This window comes from Pseudomonas avellanae BPIC 631 (assembly GCF_000444135.1).
GTDB classification, from domain to species: domain Bacteria; phylum Pseudomonadota; class Gammaproteobacteria; order Pseudomonadales; family Pseudomonadaceae; genus Aquipseudomonas; species Aquipseudomonas avellanae.
Window position 1 is genome coordinate 1 of the sequence record NZ_ATDK01000329.1, and the last position, 17,100, is coordinate 17,100.

Consider the following 17,100-nt stretch of genomic DNA (forward strand, 5'->3'; position numbering starts at 1 on the left):
GGATCGGACGCAGAGCGTCGCACGATAGTTGAGATTATCGTTCCTTACGCTCCAGCGTAGGAATGCCTGTCGTGACGCTCCGCGTCACAAATCTGCGCAGCACCGCGGTACTCAAGACCGGACGCGGGAGCGAACAAGAGTTGAGGTTGTTCACATGTCGTCGTCGATACGAATCACTTCGTCAGTGATCTCTTCCAGCTGGCGGACCACTTTGTAGATGTGACCGACGGCCAGCAGGGTAGGGCGGGGGATGTATTTTCCGACGTTGACCTTGTACAGCGTGCGCGCCAGCCAGATGCTTTGCACAACCGGAATGCCCGCTTTCTTCGCCTGCGCAATCAGCGCCAAGGCGTCTTCGTCCTCGCCCTTGCAGTGAATCATCGGCAAGGGCGTCTCACCAGGCCGGTAGTAAAGCGCCACCGCATAGTGAGTCGGGTTGACCAGCAGCATGTCGGCTTCTTCCACCGGTTTCGGCGCAGCGCTTGGCTCCTGGTTGAGAATTTCATGGGCCAGTTGGCGGCGATGGCCTTTGACGTGTGGGTCGCCCTCGGACTGTTTGTATTCCTTCTTGATGTCCTCGTGGCTCATGCGCAGCTTCTTGGCGTGGAAGTACTTCTGCATGGCAAAGTCGATCAGGGCGATGACCAGCAGCAACCCCAGAATCACCCTGAGCACGTGCTGAAACAGCTCGATCAGCGCATGCAGATAAGTGGCCAGATCGCTGTTGGCCAACAGGATCAGAGTGCCCAATGCCGGCTTGACCTGGGTATACAAGGTCGCTCCGATCGCCACGGCCTTGAGGATGCTCAGCAACAGATTGAGGATGTTCTGCCCGGAAAACATCTGTTTGGCGTGGGAAAAGGGGTCGATCTTTTTGATGTCGAGCTTCAACGCCTTGGGCGCGAAGAGAAAGCCGATCTGCACCCAACTGCTGATCAAACGCATAAGCATCGCCAGACCCACGCTGCACAAGGTAAAGCTCAGTACCACGGACAACCCTTCGCTGGCGATCAGCTCGACTGCCGACATGAAAGGCCGTTCAATACCCTTGAAGGTCAGCGCCAGCAAAGCCTGCAGGCGATTCACGCTTTCATTGGCCAGGCCCAGCGTGACCTCACTGACGGCCAGCAGAACCAGCAGCTTGCCGAGGTCCTGGCTTTGTCCGACCTGGCCCTTTTCCCGCGCGTCGCGGATCTGTTTGGGCGTGGCTTTTTCTGTTTTTTCGCTCACGGCACCTGCACCACAAAGCCCAGTATCGACTTGAGATCAGCCAGCTTCGACAATTCGCCGGTGCCCAGTTCCAGCAGCGTCGGCAGGTAGACCAGCAGAAAGGCGATACCGGCCATGCTTTTGGCCGGCATGGCCAGAATCGAGACGTTCAGCTGCTGCGCGTACAGCCCGATGATCGCCAGCGCTGCCTCGATCAACAGAAGCAACGCGATGAAAGGCGCGGCATACAGCATCATGTGTTGCAGGGTCTGGTTCAACTGACCGAGAAACACGTCCAGGCCTTCCGCGGTCATGCCTGGCAACCACGAAGTGGGCGGCCAGACCATGTAACTGTCCCAGATGACCTGGGTAATCAGAGACAAACCGCCTGAAATGAGCACCAGCATGACCAGGGTTTCCTGAAACAGCTCGCCCAGCGGCGTAGCGTCAGGCCCCAGCGACGGGTTTATCTGGCCGCCGCTGAGTGCACCGCGCTGGCTGTCGAGCAGAGCGCCCACCGAGGCGAACATCCAGAAGGGCGCATACAGCAGCATCCCAAGCAGTGTGCCCAGCACAACTTCCTTGAGCAGCAGGCCGCCGATGGCAAACCAGTCGTCATTGAGTGAGGTCAGTGCGCGGCTGATGCCGGGCGCCGGGATCATTGCTACCACCGCCACTACGGCATAGCGCAGTGGGCCTTTCAGGTATTTGAAACAGAAGGCCGGCACCAGCAGCATGCACGGCACCAGACGCGCCATTGCCAGGCTCATGCCGAGGATGAGCTCGAAGAAATTCTGCGCGTCCAGAGGCATCTAGTGGACGACTCCAGAGCGGGCAATCAGATCGAAAGCCATGTTGATGAACTGGATCAGTTCGACTCCGATCCAGCGACCGGTCATGGCCAGCGTCATGCCCACTGCCGCCAGTTTGATACCAAACGGCAGGGTCTGATCCTGAATCTGCATGAGTGCCTGCAACAGCGAGGTAATTACCCCCACCAGCACCGCAACGCCCAGCGGCGGGGCGGTGAGTATCACCACCAGAAACATGCCTTGCTTGAACAACGCCAACGCTTCCATGACCGCCTCACATATACGAATAGAAGAGGCTATCGAGCAGACGCGACCAGCCCGACACCATGACAAACAGCAGCAACTTGAGTGGCAGCGATAGCGTCATGGGTGAAACCATCTGCATGCCCAGCGCCAGCAGCAGGTTGGAGACAATCAGGTCGATAACGATGAACGGGATGTAGATCAGAAAACCGATCTCGAAACCGGCTTGCAGCTCCGACAGGACGAACGCCGGGATCGCCAGCAGCAAGTCGTTCTTGCTCGCCTGGTCTGCCATCTCCTTGGGCCACATGCGCTGGGTATTGTCGAGCAGGTGGGCGACGACATCCGGGTCGGTGTTACGCGTCATGAACCGTTGCAGCGGTTCGATGACGGTTCTGGCGCTGGCTTGCAGTTTTTCGGTATTGCCAAGTTCCAGTGGGTGGTCATGCACACGCTGCTGCATTTCATGGGCCACCGGGGCCATGACGAACATGGTCGCTGCCAGAGCGATGCCGTACAGCGCCATGTTTGGTGGCACCTGTTGCACACCGATGGCGTTGCGGGTGATCAGCAGGGTCATGGCAATCTTGAGAAATGCGGTGCACACGATCAGCAGAAAAGGGATCAGCGACATGGCCCCGAGAAACAGGGCCAGCAGGAGCGGGTTCGCTCCTTCCATGATCATGGCTGAGCCGCCAGCCGGGTAATCTGCAAGCCAAGCCGGCCATCGACATCAACCAGTTCGCCTTCAGCCACCACGCGCTCGCCGTGGCACAAGGTGGCATAACCTGGCGCTACGCCGCCCACTTCGAGGATGGTCCCGGCGTCCAGCCGCCGCAACTCGGCAAGCGTCAAGCGCAATTCACCGCAACGCAGCGTCAGGTCCAGTGCCAGAGAGTCGAGGCCAGAGGGTACTTGTTGCTCTTCTTGCTCTTCTTGCTCGTCGTCATCCGGTTCGGCCTCTGCATAGTCGGACTCGTCGTCCGGCTCGGCCCACTGTTGCTCGTGCTCCTGGTCAGCCGTTTCATCGTCGTAGTCGTCGAGACTTTCGACATCATCCTGATACAGATCTTCAGTACTCATGGTGGCTGTGCTCCTCGTGGCTGAGCCGCAATAAAAGATGCTGGTCCTGACTGTCGGTCTGGGCTGCCCATTGCCGTCCCGCCAGGGTCAGAAAACCCTGGCCGGCGCTGTCGAACTGGCAGTTGGCGGGCAGCAGTACGTCGCCAGGACGCAGCGAAGCGAGTTGTTCAAGCGTCAGCGATAGCTCGCCAAGGATCAGCGGCGTGGTGATCGACCAGCGCTCGTCGAGAGGTTTCAACCGTGCTTGCCAAGGGGCGGAACGCAACAGCGTGAGCAGCGTCTCGGGCGTTGCGTGCAGGTGGGCATGGATCTGTTGATCGGCCAGGCGGACCTGAATCCGGCAGCCGACAGTAAGCTCTGCACACGCCTGGGGCAGCGGCTCGACCGGGGCCAGCAGATCGGCAATGGTCGGGCTCAGGCGTTGATTGAAAAACTGCCAGTACCAGGCTTGCTGTTCGCCGCCCAGCGTCAGGGGGATATCGCCCAGCAGGCTCAGCAGCGCTTCGGCATCGCTCAGGCACAGCGCCCCAACGGCGGAGTTCAACCAAACGCCCTTGGCAGGTGTGTCGTCAGCGGCGATCAGCGGCAGCAAGGTCAGCTCTGCCTGTTGGCCCTGGGCGCTGAAGCTCAGGCATTGACCGGCGCCCAGCTCACGCGAGACCTGAGCCAGCAGCGGGTCGACCTTGCGCAGGCACAAGGCGCTCATGCTGAAAGGTCTTCATGCATGTCCAGCTCAACGTCCTGCCCAAGCGCCTGTGACAGCGAATCGCGGCACGCACCTGTATGGGCACTCAGACGCTTGAGCACGTCGCGACGGGCAAAGCCCAGCTGCACGCTCCAGCGGTTTTCGGTTTTGTTGGCGTTGACCCGAACGCTGCCCAGGTTGGGCATCATCAGGGTGAAACTGAGGGGGCCGTCAGGCTGATCCGGCAGGCGCTGCGCCAGCTCGTCGATCAGTTGGGTCGGCACTTGTTCTGCGCGCACCGGAAAGGCTATACCGCCACCGCCAAAGCCTTGCTGATCAGGTTCGGCACTTACGGGCGGCACCAGCAGTTGCGAAAAGAACATGCCGTCGGCACTCACCGGGGTGTCTTGCAGCGCCTTGCTCAGCGCCGAACGGCTGGCCTGTATGTCGCCACGGCCCAAGCCGCCGAATGCAGGGCGTTTTTCACCGAATGGTTTTTCACTGAGAGTTGTGGCTGGCCGCTCGACAGGCGCAGAGCGCTGGGGGGCTGGTGGCGCTTTGGCCGGGGTTTTGATCGGTGCGGTCATCGTCACTTAACCTTCTTCGTTGAGCGTCTCCTCCATGCAGGCGAGTTTCTCGACCGCGCGCTGAGACGCTTTGGCTTGCAGACGTTTCTGTTCAAGCAACGTCTGCTGTTCGGCTACCCGCAATTGCTGTTGCTGCACGTCCTGGCGGATAAGGGCCAGGCGGTCGAGCATGTTTTTCTCTTTCTCATGCCATCGGTCGACATCGTTCAGGCTGATGGTTTTCTGCAGATGGTCCTGCGACAGGCTCTCGCGACGTCGCTTGTGGTTGTCACGTTCCTGATCCAGTGACGCCCGGGTCTCTGATAAGTGGTCGAGCATTGATTTCAGTTCCACCTGCGCCTGGCGATGTGCTCGCTCGGCACTTGCCTGACGATGCTGGCGCAGCGGCGTCAGCAGGCTGATCACTTGTTCCAGAGCCTCCCGTTGCGGGTCTTCCTCGAGTGTTTCGTCCATGATTACTCCGGCAGTTGCGAGGTAATGCGCAGCAACCCGTCGAGGGTTTCCTGCAGGGGCACCGGCTCACGCAGGTCCTGGCGCAGAAACGCGTTGATCGCGTCGTTCAGCTGCACCGCGCAATCGGTCACCGGGTCGGCGCCGGCCTGGTATTCCCCCAGGCGCAAGAGCATTTCCACTTGCTTGTAGGCCGCCAGCAACTGGCGCAGACGATTGTTGGCGCGCTGGTGCTCGCGATTGGTAACGTTGCTGAGGATCCGGCTGATGCTGGCGGACACGTCGATGGCGGGGTAGTGGCCGCGCTCGGCCAGCTTGCGCGACAGCACGATATGGCCGTCGAGCAACGAGCGCACTTCATCGGCCACGGGGTCGTTCATCGAGTCCTGCTCGATCAGTACGGTGTAAAGCGCGGTGATCGAACCGTTCTCGCTCATCCCGGCACGCTCCACCAGCCGTGGCAGCAAGGTGTACACCGAAGGTGGCAGACCGCCGCGGCCCAGCGGTTCGCCCGATGCAATGCCGATTTCCCGTTGCGCACGGGCAAATCGGGTCAGGGAGTCGAGCAGCAACAGCACCTTCTGGCCCCGAGCGCGAAAGGCTTCGGCGATGGCGGTTGCCGTGAAGGCGGCGCGGGCGCGTTCCATACTGGATCGATCGGACGTGGCACAAACCAGTACCGAGCGAGCGCGCAGGGTTTCGTCCAGTTCATGGTCGAGAAACTCGCGCAGTTCGCGGCCCCGCTCACCGATCAGCCCGAAGACGATGACGTCGCAGTCCATGTTGCGGGCCAGTTCGGCCATCAGCGTGGTCTTGCCGCAACCGGCACCGGCGAACAGCCCGACCCGCTGGCCCTCACCGAGCAGAATGGCACTGTCGATGGCCCGTATGCCGGTAGGCAAGGACCGAGTGATGCGCGGCCGCTGGGTCGGCGGCAAGGCGTCGGCAATCACCGGCAGCGTGTCGCGGCGATCGTCCGGCCCGGCAAAGGCTCCCAGGCAATCACCGAGCAGCGGCCGTCCGAAACCGTCCAGCACGCAGCCCAGCAACGTGTCGTCCACGCCTATTCGATGGGCGATGCCGAGCGGGCGGATCGGCGCACCGACCTGAATGCCGTCCGGCGCACCGAGGGCGCTAAGCAGCGTGCATTCCTGGGTGAAACCAACGATTTCAGCCAGCAGAAAACTGCCATCGGCTTTGCTCACTTCGCACAGATCGCCGACCTTGGCTGCCGGTATCTTGCACTCCAGCAAAATCCCGCGCACCGCACTCACCCGGCCACTGACGCGCACGGCGGAGTACTGGCTCAAGCGTGCTGCGTGGGTATCTTTCCATTGATTCAGCGCGGCGTTCACCAGGTCACCTCAATGTGCCGGTCGCCATCGAACTGCAATCGCTGATCGTCGATCTTGGTCAGGCGCAGGCCGTCTTTTTCATCGCCGACATACATGCGGCGACCGTCGGCGGTCACCAGATGCGCATGCGGCCCGGTCATGATTTGCACGACAACAAACGGCAGTGTATTGCGCGCGCTGGCGACGTTATCAAGCACCGTCACGGGGGAGTCATAACGGTCCTTGAAGCGCTGCAGCATGCGCTGATAGACCACCAGCGACTCTTCCTTGAGATGACCGTTGAGCATCAGCCCCTCAGGCGTTTCGGCCACGCTGACGTCCGTCAGCATGCGGTCGCTGAGCATGGTATTGAGCTGATGCCGCACAGCTTCCATGCTGGCCAGGCGGACGCGCTTGTCGGTCGCCGGGCCGGCGGGTTTCGCTGCAGGTTGTGATGTTTTGGGCGCGGCGTTCGGCATGCCGGGCGCTGTTGTCACGGCTGAGGCGATGTGCGCCGGGCCTTGGTCGAGCACGATGGCGGCCGGGCGTGTCAGGCTCCAGGCGCTGCCAATCACACCTACCAGCAAGCCGGCGATTATCCCGGTGGTGCGGTTGAGAAATTGCGAGCGCGACTTGACCTTTTCCAGCGGCGCCTCGTGACGCGGCGGTTCGGCCTCGGCCTGCCGTTGCTTGGGGATGACGGCCGGAACCGACGGCCACTCATCGCCGGCTGGCGAGACGCACAACCACACTGAACCGAGCATGAACGCGGTGTTGAGCGTCAGGTCCACGCTGGCCTGTGAATGACCCTCTTCATCGCACACTGCGCCCTCTTCAGCGTTGAGGGTCCAGCTGTCGTCCAGGCGTTGCAGGCGGCAATGCAGGCTTTCAACGCCAGAATCGTCCAGCGCCAAGTCCTGCTGTTCAGCAGAGCCGATCGACCACTGCTCGCCGACCAGGGGCAGTGCTGCGCCCTGGTGCTGGCCGTTCAGTACGCGTAATTCAAACATCTGACCATCTCCGTATGCTCAAACCTGACAGGCTCAAGCGGCATGCTCGTTGTCCATCGGCTCGAGGTCATCTTCAAGGTCGAAGCGACCCATGACCCTGACCTTGGCTGCGTTGCTGATTTCCGCAAAAGACAGTACGGGAACGTGATAGAACTCTTCTCGCAACAAGGTGCGCAGCGGGCTGCGCAGATCCTGTGCAACCAGCAGCACCGCCTGTTCAGGCGCGCGCAACGGAAAGGCGATATGCAGCTGTTGCACGAGCATCTGGCTGATGTCGTTGCTCAGGGCAAAAAACGTTTCGGTCTGCGTCTGGCGCAGGCCGTCGCGCAGCAAGCCTTCGCTTTCCGGTGTCAGCAACCACACCTGCAAGCCATCGGCGCCGCAGTACTGGTGGTAGATCTGGGACTTGAGAGCGATTCGCACATAGTCGGTCAGCACGTTGGTGTCGCGCTCGTGCTGGCAATGCTCGATCAGCGTTTCGGCAATCACCCGGATCGCTCGCAATGGCACGCACTCGGAGGCCAGTCGCTGCAAAACCGCCGAGAACCGTGTGAGGGTCAGCACTCGCTGCATTTCCTGAGCAAGCTCAGGCTGCTCCGATTCCAGCCAGCCGAGAATGGCTTTGGTTTCCTGCAAGCCGATGAACTGCGGGCCACAGGATTGCAGCGCGCGCTCCATGCGTTCGGTGATCAGGGTCATGGAGCTAACGGTGGCCAGTTCGCCGCCTTGCTCAGCCGGTAGCCATACCCACTGATCTTCCTGGCGATCCGTGGTGCCGGAGATGGCGGCGGGCACGTTCTCCCCGTTGAACTGGCGGACATCCACTGCCACGTGTGTCTGGGTAAAGGTCGCCTTGAGCATCGGGACGTCGTAGACCGTGAAACGAAATTCGTCTGGCTGCAGATGGTCCACGTACTCGATGATGAAGGAGGGCAGCGTCAGGCCGAACTGCACCACCAGCCGGTTGCGTCGTTGACGGATCTCACTGACCAGCGCATCGACCAGCGCGCTGTTCTGGCCAGGGTGAAACTGCAGGACAAACTGACGGCAGGGGGAGAACGTGCGCAAGTCTTCCTTGCCATTCATCTCCGGCGCTACCGCAACGGCGCCTTGTTCTTCTGCCTTGGGTTTGGCCCGTTGCAGTTGCAGCATGCCGCCGGCACCGCAAATGATCGCAATGGTGATGAACACGCCGGTCGGCATCCCCGGCAGCGCCGCGAAGCCGAGCATCGCCACTGCGGCAATGATCCAGGCCTTGGGCTGGCTGGTGATCTGCTCGGCGATTTCGCGGCCGATGTTGGCTTCAACGCCTGCTTCGGTGTTGGGTACGCGGGTGATGATCATGCCGCAGGTAACGGAAATCAGCAGCGCCGGGATCTGCGCGATCAGGCCGTCACCGATGGTCAATACGGTATAGAGCTGCAACGCGTCGCCTGCGGTCATGCCGTGCTGCACCACGCCGATGGAAATACCACCGATCATGTTGATGGCAACGATGATCAGGCTGGCGATGGCGTCGCCGTTGACGAACTTCATTGCCCCGTCCATCGCACCGAACAGTTGGCTCTCCTTGTTCAGTTCCGAGCGGCGGTTACGTGCTTCGTAGACCGAAATCAGGTTAGCCCGCAAGTCACTGTCGATGGACATCTGCTTGCCGGGCATGGCGTCCAGCGTGAATCGGGCGCCCACTTCGGCAACCCGTTCCGAGCCCTTGGTGATGACCAGAAAGTTGACCACCGTCAGGATCAGGAAGATCACCAGGCCTACTGCCAGGTTGCCGCCCACGACGAACTGGCCAAAGGCTTCGACGATGTGTCCGGCGTCCTGATTGAGCAGAATCAGCCGCGTGGTCGAGATCGACAACGCCAGACGGAACATGGTGGTCAGCAGCAGCACCGCAGGGAAGGTCGAAAATGCCAGCGGCCTTGGCAGGTGCATCGCCAGCATGATCAGCAGGCAGGAAATACAGATGTTCACCGCGATCAGAACGTCGACCAGCCCGGTGGGCAGCGGCGTGATCATCATGAATACGATGGCGATCACGAAGAACGCGCCGACCACCTCTGAGCGACGCATGGCCGACAAGGCGACCATGTTCAGAAAGTTGATGATCTGGTTCATCAGACGAGGCCCCCGTAGAGCTGCTTTTGTTCCTGAGTGGTGAGTTCAGCCATCAGGATGAGCAGATTGCTCAGTGCGGTCTGGCGGCTTTTCATGTCGCGCCAGAGCAGGATCGGTAGTTGCAGCAGCATGGGGCGCAACCCGTTGAGGAACGCCAATTGGTGCTTGAGCTGCTTGCCACCAATGTGTTGAGTCAGTTGCAGGGTCTGGTTCACATTCATTCCATTGGCCGTCAGGGTCAGCAAGTGCTTGAGAAAGGCTGGCGGGTCGACCGTCAGGTCGGGGTTCTTGTTGCGCATACGGCCCAGCAGGTGCTCGCAACCTTTCAGCAGCGTGGTCACGTGGCGTGCCGTATTGAGGCCGTGCATCAGTGTGCGCAGTTGCTCGTGGGAGGCTGACGGCGTCATCGCGGACAGGTCGTCAGCGATCGCGGTGCGCATATCGCGCAGGTCAATGTTGAATTGCCCGGCTTCTTGCTGCTCGCCGAGCAGTGCTTCGATCAGGCCGGTAATGTTTGGCTGGCCGGAAACCGCCACGCTGTAGAGGTTGCGCAGGGCGACTCGACGCTTGTTGTCGATATTTGGCCGCGCGAACGCCTTGGCGCTGTTGATCCCGGCGCGAGCACGTGGACCGTACTTGCGACGCAGTTGTTTGAGCTGCTGTGTCAGGACCACATGCTCGCCCATCTCACCGTCGGCTTCGGCCTGTTTCCTGGCGGCTTGCAACACCACATGAGCCTTGGCGGCATCACCGTCGGTGTAATCCAGAACCTGTTTCAGATCTGAGGACGAGTCGTCCTGCATGAGCTTTTTGCGCAATACCCTGGCCGCGTTATCCAGCCCGGTGTCCTGATCGGTCATCAGCAGTTGATAAAGCTCACCGAGCTTCACCGCTCGCGACTGCAAGGCATTGTTGCTGGCGATCAGGTCGCGCTGAATGAGGATGCGTCTGTGCTGGATGAGCGCGGCCGCGAAGCGCGAAACCTGTTGTGGCGAAGTCCCTGAATTGTGCAGATCAGCGTTGGGAAGTGGCTGCGCAGCAGGCGTCACGACGCGGGTCGGCGCGACCGGAAGTATTCGCATTATAGGCGGAGCGACGATTTTCATAGGGCAGTTCTAAGCCGGGTTATGTCCGCTGAGTGGGTCACGGTCCCGGATCAGTTCCCTTGCGAAGCCGGCCGATGTTTTTGTGCCAAAAGCTGTTGTGGCAAAAAACGGTTTGCGCAAAGTTTTGTATTACAAAGGATTTCACATTTTAAAATATCTTTATAAATCAGTTGCTTATTTCTATTTTTAAGCTGGCATGGTTATCGCTATAGAGCTTGCACACCATTAAATCAGGGTAAGCCCATGTTTCAGAAGATTGTGATCCTCGACTCAATCCAGCCCCGTCAGCCATCTTCGTCCGCCGGTATTCGCCAAATGACGGCCGATCAGATTCAGATGCTCAGAGCGTTTATCCAGAAGCGTGTGATGAACCCTGATGATGTGGATGACATTCTTCAATGCGTGTTTCTTGAAGCCCTGCGCAACGAGCACAAGTTTCAGCACGCCAGCAAACCGCAGACCTGGCTGTGTGGCATCGCGCTTAACCTGATCCGCAATCACTTCCGCAAAATGTATCGTCAGCCGTATCAGGAAAGCTGGGAAGACGAAGTGCACTCCGAGCTGGAAGGGCACGGTGATGTCAGCCATCAGGTAGACGGGCATCGGCAACTGGCGCGAGTCATTCAGGCCATTGATTGCCTGCCGTCGAACATGCAAAAAGTGCTGGAAGTGTCGCTGGAGATGGACGGCAACTATCAGGAAACAGCGAACAGCCTCGGCGTGCCGATTGGCACCGTTCGCTCACGCCTGTCCCGCGCGCGGGTTCAGCTCAAGCAGCAAATCGACCCGTTCGCCTGAATGGCGATCTCGATCATTTTTCTGGAACCAACTCGCACCCTCAACCACACAGTTGCCATCCCTCACTCTCGGATGGCAACTCACCATGCGTATATCCAGTTCTCCCTTCGTTATCGTAAACCAACCTACCCCTGGCGAACTGGCTCTGGCTGTTGAGTCGCCTATTGCAAAAGCGGGCGGTGGGCAAGCCGGCGTGCAGTTCGGTCAGCCGACCGGCAACACGCAAGGCGCGCCGACAGGCGCCGAGCAGACAGCGTCGTCTATCCTGGCTCTTTTGCTCCAGGGCAATGGCGGGGCAGCTGCCAATACCAATGTTAATAATCAGGTCCAGCCGCAACCCTGCGCAGATTCTCCTGCCGAGGCTGCACCGACTGAAGCGACTGCACCGGCCGCTCCGGTTGAACAGGTCGCAGCTCCCACGAACACGGACGCAACCGACGCGTCCAACGCCCCCAAAGCCGCAGACGCAGCCTTTCTCGACAATTCCGAATACTCCTCGCCAGAAGCCCTGAAACGTTGGGAACCGATGGTTGCCCATCTGCCGCCCGAAGAGCGCGAGCAGGCGGCCAAAGAGCTCAATCGCCCGATTGCAGCGGCATGGATGGCGCGTGATGACGGCCCCGATGCCGGCAAGGCCATGGATTTCATCAACGCCAACCCGGCGTTGAAGACCGCCGTGGACGTTGCTCAGGGTGGTGGAAACGCAGATGGCAAGATCACTAACAAAGATCTCAAGTCCTTCGCAAAAAATATGGAAAAGGCCGCAGACAGTGCCGACAAGGACTTGGCCAACTACACCAAGGACAACCCCGACGCTGATCCTCAGTCACTGGAAATGGTGCGCAGCGCGGCAGTGATGCGAGCCAATATGCCACTGGCGATTGCTGCCGACCCACATCATGCAGTGGATGCAGCGGACAAGACCAAAGTTGACGGTAATGTCGACGCCGAAGACCTGAAGGGGTTGGCACAAAGTAACCCAGGGTTGTCCGGAGCGCTCAAACAGTCCTGCAGCACCTGGTCGCAACCAGGCTTTCTGGGTCAGGTAGACGAAGCGGGTATGTCCGGTCGCAAGAAAGCGGCGCACAGCCCTGATCAGATGTTCAACTCGAAAAACCTGAGTGAATGGATCAAAAAAAGCGCACCCATCAACGGCGGCCAGTTCGCCAGCATGCTCAGCGATTCCGCGACGCTCAATGCGGTGGCCGGGATTGATATCAGCAAGCTGGACAAGGACGTATTTGACAAGCCCAAGTCTTACAGCGGTGCGCAGAAAGCGGCTGTCATGGTCAAGTTGCAGCAGACCCAGCAAAGCGTTATCGCCGGGCGCAGCCTGCGCAACACCGAGAAGACCGAGCAGGGTTTGAACGACCGGATTTCCCAGCTACAGGCTGATCCTGACGTGCAAGCGTACCTCAATAAAAGCATTCCCGAGCAGGAGCGCAATCTGGTCCGCAGTGATGCCTCGCTGCAAAAGGCAGTCGTCGAGCAGACGAAAAACGTCAACAGCGGTCAGGCGCTGCAGACTGATATGGACAAGGCGGACAAGGCCGTCAACAAGCGTAATCCGAATGCCGATTACAGCGGCGCCATCAGCGGTTTGTCCGCCCAGCTGCAGCTGCAAAAAGACCTGTTCCCCGATTCCAAAGTACCGACTACCGATCAGGTGCTTGAAAACAAACCCGATCTGCAAGACAAGATTGCCACTTCCTACGTGACCAACTTCAGCGAAGGCGGTGCACTGAAGCAGCTGCTTGGCCAGAAAAAGTCTGATGCCAGCCAGTCTCTGCAAACCGCCGATAACCAGAAAGCTATTTACGACAGCGTGCTGCCCCCTGATTTCACCGAAAATCAGCATGAAAACTACATGAACAGCACCTTGGGTACGCTGCAAGACTCCAAAAAAGGTCGCAAGCTTCTGGAAGGCAAAAGCGATGAGGGCGGGCCGTCCATGTTGACCCAGCTCGCCGAGGCGGGCGTCGGTGGCAAGGCGCTTAACTCGATCGTGGGCTTTGCGTCAGTGTCCAGCCTGATTGCGCATGGCGACAAGCTTGGCGCAACCCAGGCCATTTACGACAGTACGAGGATGGGCGCAGCGGCCATCAAAGGTGGCATCGACGCCGGGGCGAAGATGATGGGCCGCGAAGCCTCAGCCGGCCTCGGGCGTCTGGGCGGGCAAATGATCGGTCGCGCCGTCGGCATGGTTGCCGGTGAAGCCACCGGCCTTGCCGCAGGTGCCGCGCTGGGCGCCGCAATTCCGGTGATCGGCTGGGCAATCGACGGCGCCCTGGCGGTAGGTTTCGGTATTTCCATGATCATCGATGCCGTGAAAAAGCATAAGGCGCAGAAGGCGTTCGACCATAACGTTGATCCGGTGCTTAATCAGTTCGGGATTCCCAAGGCGCATTGATTGGCTGAAACGCCGGGGCCCGGGCAGCGTTATGCTGCCAGACCGGTCAGGCTGCTAGCGACAATCGATATCGATGTAAAAGTACGGTGGCAAGCGGCGTCCCGACGTGAGGCTTTCACATGTGTTTCAGCGCTTGCACAGGTGGGCAGAGTGAAAGTCTCAAGTTCATTGAGGTAGAGGATGAAAATACATAACGCTGGCCCAAGCATTCCGATGCCCGCGCCATCGACTGAGAGCGCTGGCAAGACTGCGCAATCATCATTGACTCAACCGCAGACCCCGGTCTCGCCATCAGAGACCTCTGATGGCCGTCCGTCCAGTGTGCGTACGAACTACCCTTATTCATCAGTCAAAACACGGTTGCCTCCCGTTGCGTCTGCAAGGCAGCCACTGTCCGGGATGCCGTCTTCATTACCCGGCTACTTGCTGTTACGTCGGCTTGACCGTCGTCCACTGGATCAAGACGGTATCAAAGGTTTGATTCCAGCAGATGAAGCGGTGGGTGAAGCACGTCGCGCGTTGCCTTTCGGCAGGGGCAATATCGACGTGGATGCGCAACGCTCCAACCTGGAAAGCGGAGCCCGCACAGTCGCGGCAAGGCGCTTGAGAAAAGATGCCGAGGCTGCGGGTCATGAACCTATGCCTGCAAATGAAGATATGAACTGGCATGTTCTTGTTGCCATGTCAGGACAGGTTTTTGGCGCAGGTAACTGCGGGGAACATGCCCGCATAGCGAGCTTCGCACTATGGTGCACTGGCTCAGGAAAAAGGGCGGAACGCTGATGAATATATTCATTTGGCTGCGCAAAGCGGGGAAGATCATGTCTGGGCTGAGACGGACAATTCAAGCGCTGGATCTTCACCGATTGTCATGGATCCGTGGTCGAACGGTCCTGCCATTTTTGCGGAGGATAGTCGGTTTGCCAAAGATCGAAGTACGGTAGAACGAACGGATTCATTCACGCTTGCAACTGCTGCTGAAGCAGGCAAGATCACGCGAGAGACGGCCGAGAATGCTTTGACACAGGCGACCAGCCGTTTGCAGAAACGTCTTGCTGATCAGAAATCGCAAGTCTCACCGGTTGCAGGGGGGCGATATCGGCAAGAAAATTCGGTGCTTGATGACGCGTTCGCCCGACGAGTAAGTGACACGTTGAACAATGGCGATCCACGGCGTGCATTGCAGGTGGAAATCGAGGCTGCCGGAGTTGCAATGTCGCTGGGCGCCCAAGGCGTAAAAGCGGTTGCGGAACAGGCCCGGACGGTAGTTGAACAAGCCAGGAAGGTCGCATCTCGCAAAGGCACGCCTCAGCGAGATACGTAAAGCCTGAAAGAGCTTAATTAATCTTTTCTTGCAGGCAAGTGCAATGTGTTCTGTAGCCATGAGCGAGGAGTGCAGGGGCAAGAATTGTCGAAGTTTCGTGCCCGTTTTTCGGGACTGTAGGGGGGCTTGCATATAGCGGCATAGCGTTCTGGGAAGCAAGACAGTTCTGTGCGCTCCGTAGTGGCCTCGATGGCTGCGCGCTGGTCAACTGCACTCTGGGCACTGCCGGCCCCTGCTGAGGCCGAGCCTGAGGATGAGTCCGCGAATACATTGCCAGCCAATGCCGCCAGCGGCAACAAAGCAATGCAGATAGCGCGGTTGAGTCGTTTGGTTTTTTTCCTCCTGGCTTCATCGACGCTGCGTAGGGTGGAAACCTGCCTTCTGCTTCCGTTTCTCGTGGCGTTGTCGCAAGCCTGCCACGTTCGCAACCTCCGGCAGCCGATGACGCAAACGAAGACACGTGGTAAATAGTGCGCCGTAGTTGAGCGAACCGGCACGGCATATCGAAGGAGTAGAGCAGCCTGCTCGCGTATCGCGAGCCAAATTCAGATCCGATGACGCTTTGGAATTACGGTGAATCAGATGCACAAGACGACCCTATTGGCTTTAGCCTTTGCTATGTTGGTAGGGTGTGGGGTTTCGGGGCCGGGGCCGGCACCGGGAAGTGATATTCAGGGTGCCCAGGCAGAGATGAAAACATCCGTTAAAATAAATCTGGATGCCTACACCTCAAAAAAACTGGATGCTGTGCTGGAAGCTCGCACCAAAAAAAATTATCTGGATAAAGGTCAAACGATCGACCTTATATCAGGAGCGTTTTTAGGAACACCGTACCGCTCAACCATGTTGGTGGGCTCAGCGAATGTACCTGAACAATTAGTCATCGACTTCAGAGGTCTGGATTGTTTTGCTTATCTGGATTACGTTGAAGCGTTTCGAAGTTCAACATCGCAGCAGGATTTTGTGAGGAATCTCGTTCAGGTTCGTTACAAGGGTGGCGATGTTGGCTTTTTGAATCGAAAGCACTTTTTTACCGATTGGGCTTACGGTACGGCATACCCTGTGGCGGATGACATCACCGCGCAGATAAGCCCCGGTGCGGTAAGTGTCAGAAAACGCCTTAATGAAAGGGCCAAAGGTAAAGTCTATCTGCCAGGTTTGCCTGTGGTTGAGCGCAGTGTGACTTATATCCCGAGCCGCTTTGTCGATAGTCAGGTGGTGAGCCACCTGCGCACCGGTGATTACATTGGCATTTACACCCCGCTTCCCGGGCTGGATGTGACGCATGTCGGTTTCTTTATCATGACGGATAAAGGCCCTGTCTTGCGAAATGCATCTTCACGAAAAGAAAACAGAAAGGTGATGGATTTGCCTTTCCTGGACTACGTATCGAAAAAGCCAGGGATTGTTGTTTTCAGGGCAAAAGACAATTGAGTTAACGGGTGTCTGGCATGGGGGCGTTCTGCTCGATCCCTGTGTAAACAGCGAAAATGCTCAGCCTCTACTCTTATTACTCTTATTACTCTTGTCGTTATGGGTAGTGATAATCTCGACTGGGACTTTTTGTCCTTTAGGCAATGTAACGATCAGCGGGCTCGCCTCATCTCCGCCGGTAATGACCGACGAAGTGTCCGCATAGACCTTACCGCCTTTTTCAAGAAAGTCGCCCAGTCGCATCTTGACCGCCACATGGTCGTCATGGGCGTAGCTGCGAATCGCATTTTGTGCGAGAGAGCCCGCCATGACATTCAATGAAGGGTCTTTCAGATCCGCCGCGCGGGCGCTTTTCGGAAAGTAAGCGCTTGCCTCGTGTGGTAAGTCCCGGCGGCGGCAAAAACTGAGCGCAACACCTGACCAATCCGGTACGGTGAACCTATGTCATATCATGAACTCAGCATTGAAGAACGCATCACGATCCAGTTTGGCCA

17 protein-coding genes and 1 pseudogene are annotated in these 17,100 nt (G+C 58.6%); 4 read left to right on the top strand and 14 right to left on the bottom strand.

Annotated elements, in window-relative coordinates; translation table 11 throughout:
• Nucleotides 1–150: 150 nt before the first annotated feature.
• Genes sctU through sctW form a run of 12 tightly spaced genes read right to left on the bottom strand, consistent with a single transcriptional unit; the run spans nucleotide 151 to nucleotide 10,640 of the window.
• A complete protein-coding gene (gene sctU / locus DW49_RS0120000; RefSeq protein ID WP_003375716.1) occupies nucleotides 151–1,230 on the bottom strand; it encodes a type III secretion system export apparatus subunit SctU in 1,080 nt (359 codons plus the stop codon).
• Nucleotides 1,227–2,021, bottom strand: coding sequence for a type III secretion system export apparatus subunit SctT (sctT, locus tag DW49_RS0120005; protein ID WP_005615716.1), 795 nt, complete (start codon nucleotides 2,019–2,021; stop codon nucleotides 1,227–1,229). Before sctT ends, sctU begins: the two co-directional genes overlap by 4 nt.
• Nucleotides 2,022–2,288 carry a type III secretion system export apparatus subunit SctS gene (gene sctS / locus DW49_RS0120010; protein WP_003375712.1) on the bottom strand — a complete coding sequence of 89 codons (267 nt, stop codon included), beginning with the start codon at nucleotides 2,286–2,288 and terminating at the stop codon, nucleotides 2,022–2,024.
• A 7-nt stretch (nucleotides 2,289–2,295) separates the two neighbouring features.
• On the bottom strand, nucleotides 2,296–2,949 hold the full coding sequence (gene sctR / locus DW49_RS0120015; protein ID WP_003375709.1) for a type III secretion system export apparatus subunit SctR: 654 nt from the start codon (nucleotides 2,947–2,949) through the stop codon (nucleotides 2,296–2,298).
• On the bottom strand, nucleotides 2,946–3,347 hold the full coding sequence (locus tag DW49_RS0120020) for a FliM/FliN family flagellar motor switch protein (RefSeq protein WP_005615721.1): 402 nt from the start codon (nucleotides 3,345–3,347) through the stop codon (nucleotides 2,946–2,948). Before DW49_RS0120020 ends, sctR begins: the two co-directional genes overlap by 4 nt.
• A complete protein-coding gene (locus tag DW49_RS0120025; protein WP_005615722.1) occupies nucleotides 3,337–4,053 on the bottom strand; it encodes a type III secretion system protein in 717 nt (238 codons plus the stop codon). The genes DW49_RS0120020 and DW49_RS0120025 overlap by 11 nt, the downstream gene beginning before the upstream one ends.
• Nucleotides 4,050–4,619 (bottom strand): flagellar hook-length control protein FliK, encoded by a 570-nt coding sequence (locus DW49_RS0120030; protein WP_005615725.1) that lies wholly within the window; start codon nucleotides 4,617–4,619, stop codon nucleotides 4,050–4,052. The genes DW49_RS0120025 and DW49_RS0120030 overlap by 4 nt, the downstream gene beginning before the upstream one ends.
• A 6-nt stretch (nucleotides 4,620–4,625) precedes the next feature.
• Nucleotides 4,626–5,072 carry a hypothetical protein gene (locus DW49_RS0120035; RefSeq protein ID WP_003375699.1) on the bottom strand — a complete coding sequence of 149 codons (447 nt, stop codon included), beginning with the start codon at nucleotides 5,070–5,072 and terminating at the stop codon, nucleotides 4,626–4,628.
• 2 nt (nucleotides 5,073–5,074) lie between these two features.
• Nucleotides 5,075–6,424 (bottom strand): type III secretion system ATPase HrcN, encoded by a 1,350-nt coding sequence (gene hrcN / locus DW49_RS0120040; protein ID WP_003375698.1) that lies wholly within the window; start codon nucleotides 6,422–6,424, stop codon nucleotides 5,075–5,077.
• Nucleotides 6,421–7,413, bottom strand: a complete 993-nt coding sequence (gene sctD / locus DW49_RS0120045; protein WP_024420768.1) for a type III secretion system inner membrane ring subunit SctD — start codon at nucleotides 7,411–7,413, stop codon at nucleotides 6,421–6,423. The genes hrcN and sctD overlap by 4 nt, the downstream gene beginning before the upstream one ends.
• 33 nt (nucleotides 7,414–7,446) lie before the next feature.
• Nucleotides 7,447–9,534: a type III secretion system export apparatus subunit SctV gene (gene sctV, locus DW49_RS0120050; protein WP_005615730.1), complete on the bottom strand. Its 2,088-nt coding sequence runs from the start codon at nucleotides 9,532–9,534 to the stop codon at nucleotides 7,447–7,449.
• Nucleotides 9,534–10,640: a type III secretion system gatekeeper subunit SctW gene (gene sctW / locus DW49_RS0120055; RefSeq protein WP_005615731.1), complete on the bottom strand. Its 1,107-nt coding sequence runs from the start codon at nucleotides 10,638–10,640 to the stop codon at nucleotides 9,534–9,536. The genes sctV and sctW overlap by 1 nt, the downstream gene beginning before the upstream one ends.
• 243 nt (nucleotides 10,641–10,883) lie before the next feature.
• On the opposite strand from sctW, the gene hrpL reads away from it, so the two are divergent.
• Nucleotides 10,884–11,438, top strand: a complete 555-nt coding sequence (hrpL, locus tag DW49_RS0120060; protein WP_005615733.1) for an RNA polymerase sigma factor HrpL — start codon at nucleotides 10,884–10,886, stop codon at nucleotides 11,436–11,438.
• Between the two features lie 85 nt (nucleotides 11,439–11,523).
• Nucleotides 11,524–13,848: a type III secretion system helper protein HrpK1 gene (gene hrpK1, locus DW49_RS0120065; protein WP_005615734.1), complete on the top strand. Its 2,325-nt coding sequence runs from the start codon at nucleotides 11,524–11,526 to the stop codon at nucleotides 13,846–13,848.
• Nucleotides 13,849–14,277: 429 nt separating this feature from the next.
• Here hrpK1 and DW49_RS1000000132885 read toward each other — a convergent pair whose 3' ends face one another.
• Nucleotides 14,278–14,481 carry a hypothetical protein gene (locus DW49_RS1000000132885; protein ID WP_024420770.1) on the bottom strand — a complete coding sequence of 68 codons (204 nt, stop codon included), beginning with the start codon at nucleotides 14,479–14,481 and terminating at the stop codon, nucleotides 14,278–14,280.
• Between the two features lie 163 nt (nucleotides 14,482–14,644).
• On the opposite strand from DW49_RS1000000132885, the gene DW49_RS1000000132890 reads away from it, so the two are divergent.
• Together DW49_RS1000000132890 and DW49_RS0120080 are read left to right on the top strand one after the other, a co-directional pair.
• Nucleotides 14,645–15,172 (top strand): type III effector, encoded by a 528-nt coding sequence (locus tag DW49_RS1000000132890; protein WP_229687537.1) that lies wholly within the window; start codon nucleotides 14,645–14,647, stop codon nucleotides 15,170–15,172.
• 582 nt (nucleotides 15,173–15,754) lie between these two features.
• Nucleotides 15,755–16,606 (top strand): DUF1460 domain-containing protein, encoded by an 852-nt coding sequence (locus tag DW49_RS0120080; RefSeq protein ID WP_024420771.1) that lies wholly within the window; start codon nucleotides 15,755–15,757, stop codon nucleotides 16,604–16,606.
• A 60-nt stretch (nucleotides 16,607–16,666) separates the two neighbouring features.
• Here the strand turns inward: DW49_RS0120080 and DW49_RS1000000130625 are convergent.
• Nucleotides 16,667–16,981, bottom strand: a pseudogene (locus tag DW49_RS1000000130625) (AvrPphF family type III effector); the annotation flags it as partial.
• Between the last annotated feature and the right edge of the window lie 119 nt (nucleotides 16,982–17,100).

Excerpts from the sequence above, each read along its gene's own strand:
- DW49_RS0120035 (WP_003375699.1), bottom strand. The coding sequence starts at position 5,072 with ATGGACGAAACACTCGAGGAAGACCCGCAACGGGAGGCTCTGGAACAA.
- sctS (WP_003375712.1), bottom strand. The coding sequence starts at position 2,288 with ATGGAAGCGTTGGCGTTGTTCAAGCAAGGCATGTTTCTGGTGGTGATA.
- hrpL (WP_005615733.1), top strand. The coding sequence starts at position 10,884 with ATGTTTCAGAAGATTGTGATCCTCGACTCAATCCAGCCCCGTCAGCCA.
- sctR (WP_003375709.1), bottom strand. The coding sequence starts at position 2,949 with ATGATCATGGAAGGAGCGAACCCGCTCCTGCTGGCCCTGTTTCTCGGG.
- sctW (WP_005615731.1), bottom strand. The coding sequence starts at position 10,640 with ATGAAAATCGTCGCTCCGCCTATAATGCGAATACTTCCGGTCGCGCCG.
- DW49_RS1000000132885 (WP_024420770.1), bottom strand. The coding sequence starts at position 14,481 with ATGACCCGCAGCCTCGGCATCTTTTCTCAAGCGCCTTGCCGCGACTGT.
- DW49_RS0120025 (WP_005615722.1), bottom strand. The coding sequence starts at position 4,053 with ATGAGCGCCTTGTGCCTGCGCAAGGTCGACCCGCTGCTGGCTCAGGTC.
- sctT (WP_005615716.1), bottom strand. The coding sequence starts at position 2,021 with ATGCCTCTGGACGCGCAGAATTTCTTCGAGCTCATCCTCGGCATGAGC.
- sctD (WP_024420768.1), bottom strand. The coding sequence starts at position 7,413 with ATGTTTGAATTACGCGTACTGAACGGCCAGCACCAGGGCGCAGCACTG.
- DW49_RS0120080 (WP_024420771.1), top strand. The coding sequence starts at position 15,755 with ATGCACAAGACGACCCTATTGGCTTTAGCCTTTGCTATGTTGGTAGGG.
- DW49_RS0120020 (WP_005615721.1), bottom strand. The coding sequence starts at position 3,347 with ATGAGTACTGAAGATCTGTATCAGGATGATGTCGAAAGTCTCGACGAC.
- DW49_RS0120030 (WP_005615725.1), bottom strand. The coding sequence starts at position 4,619 with ATGACCGCACCGATCAAAACCCCGGCCAAAGCGCCACCAGCCCCCCAG.
- sctV (WP_005615730.1), bottom strand. The coding sequence starts at position 9,534 with ATGAACCAGATCATCAACTTTCTGAACATGGTCGCCTTGTCGGCCATG.
- hrpK1 (WP_005615734.1), top strand. The coding sequence starts at position 11,524 with ATGCGTATATCCAGTTCTCCCTTCGTTATCGTAAACCAACCTACCCCT.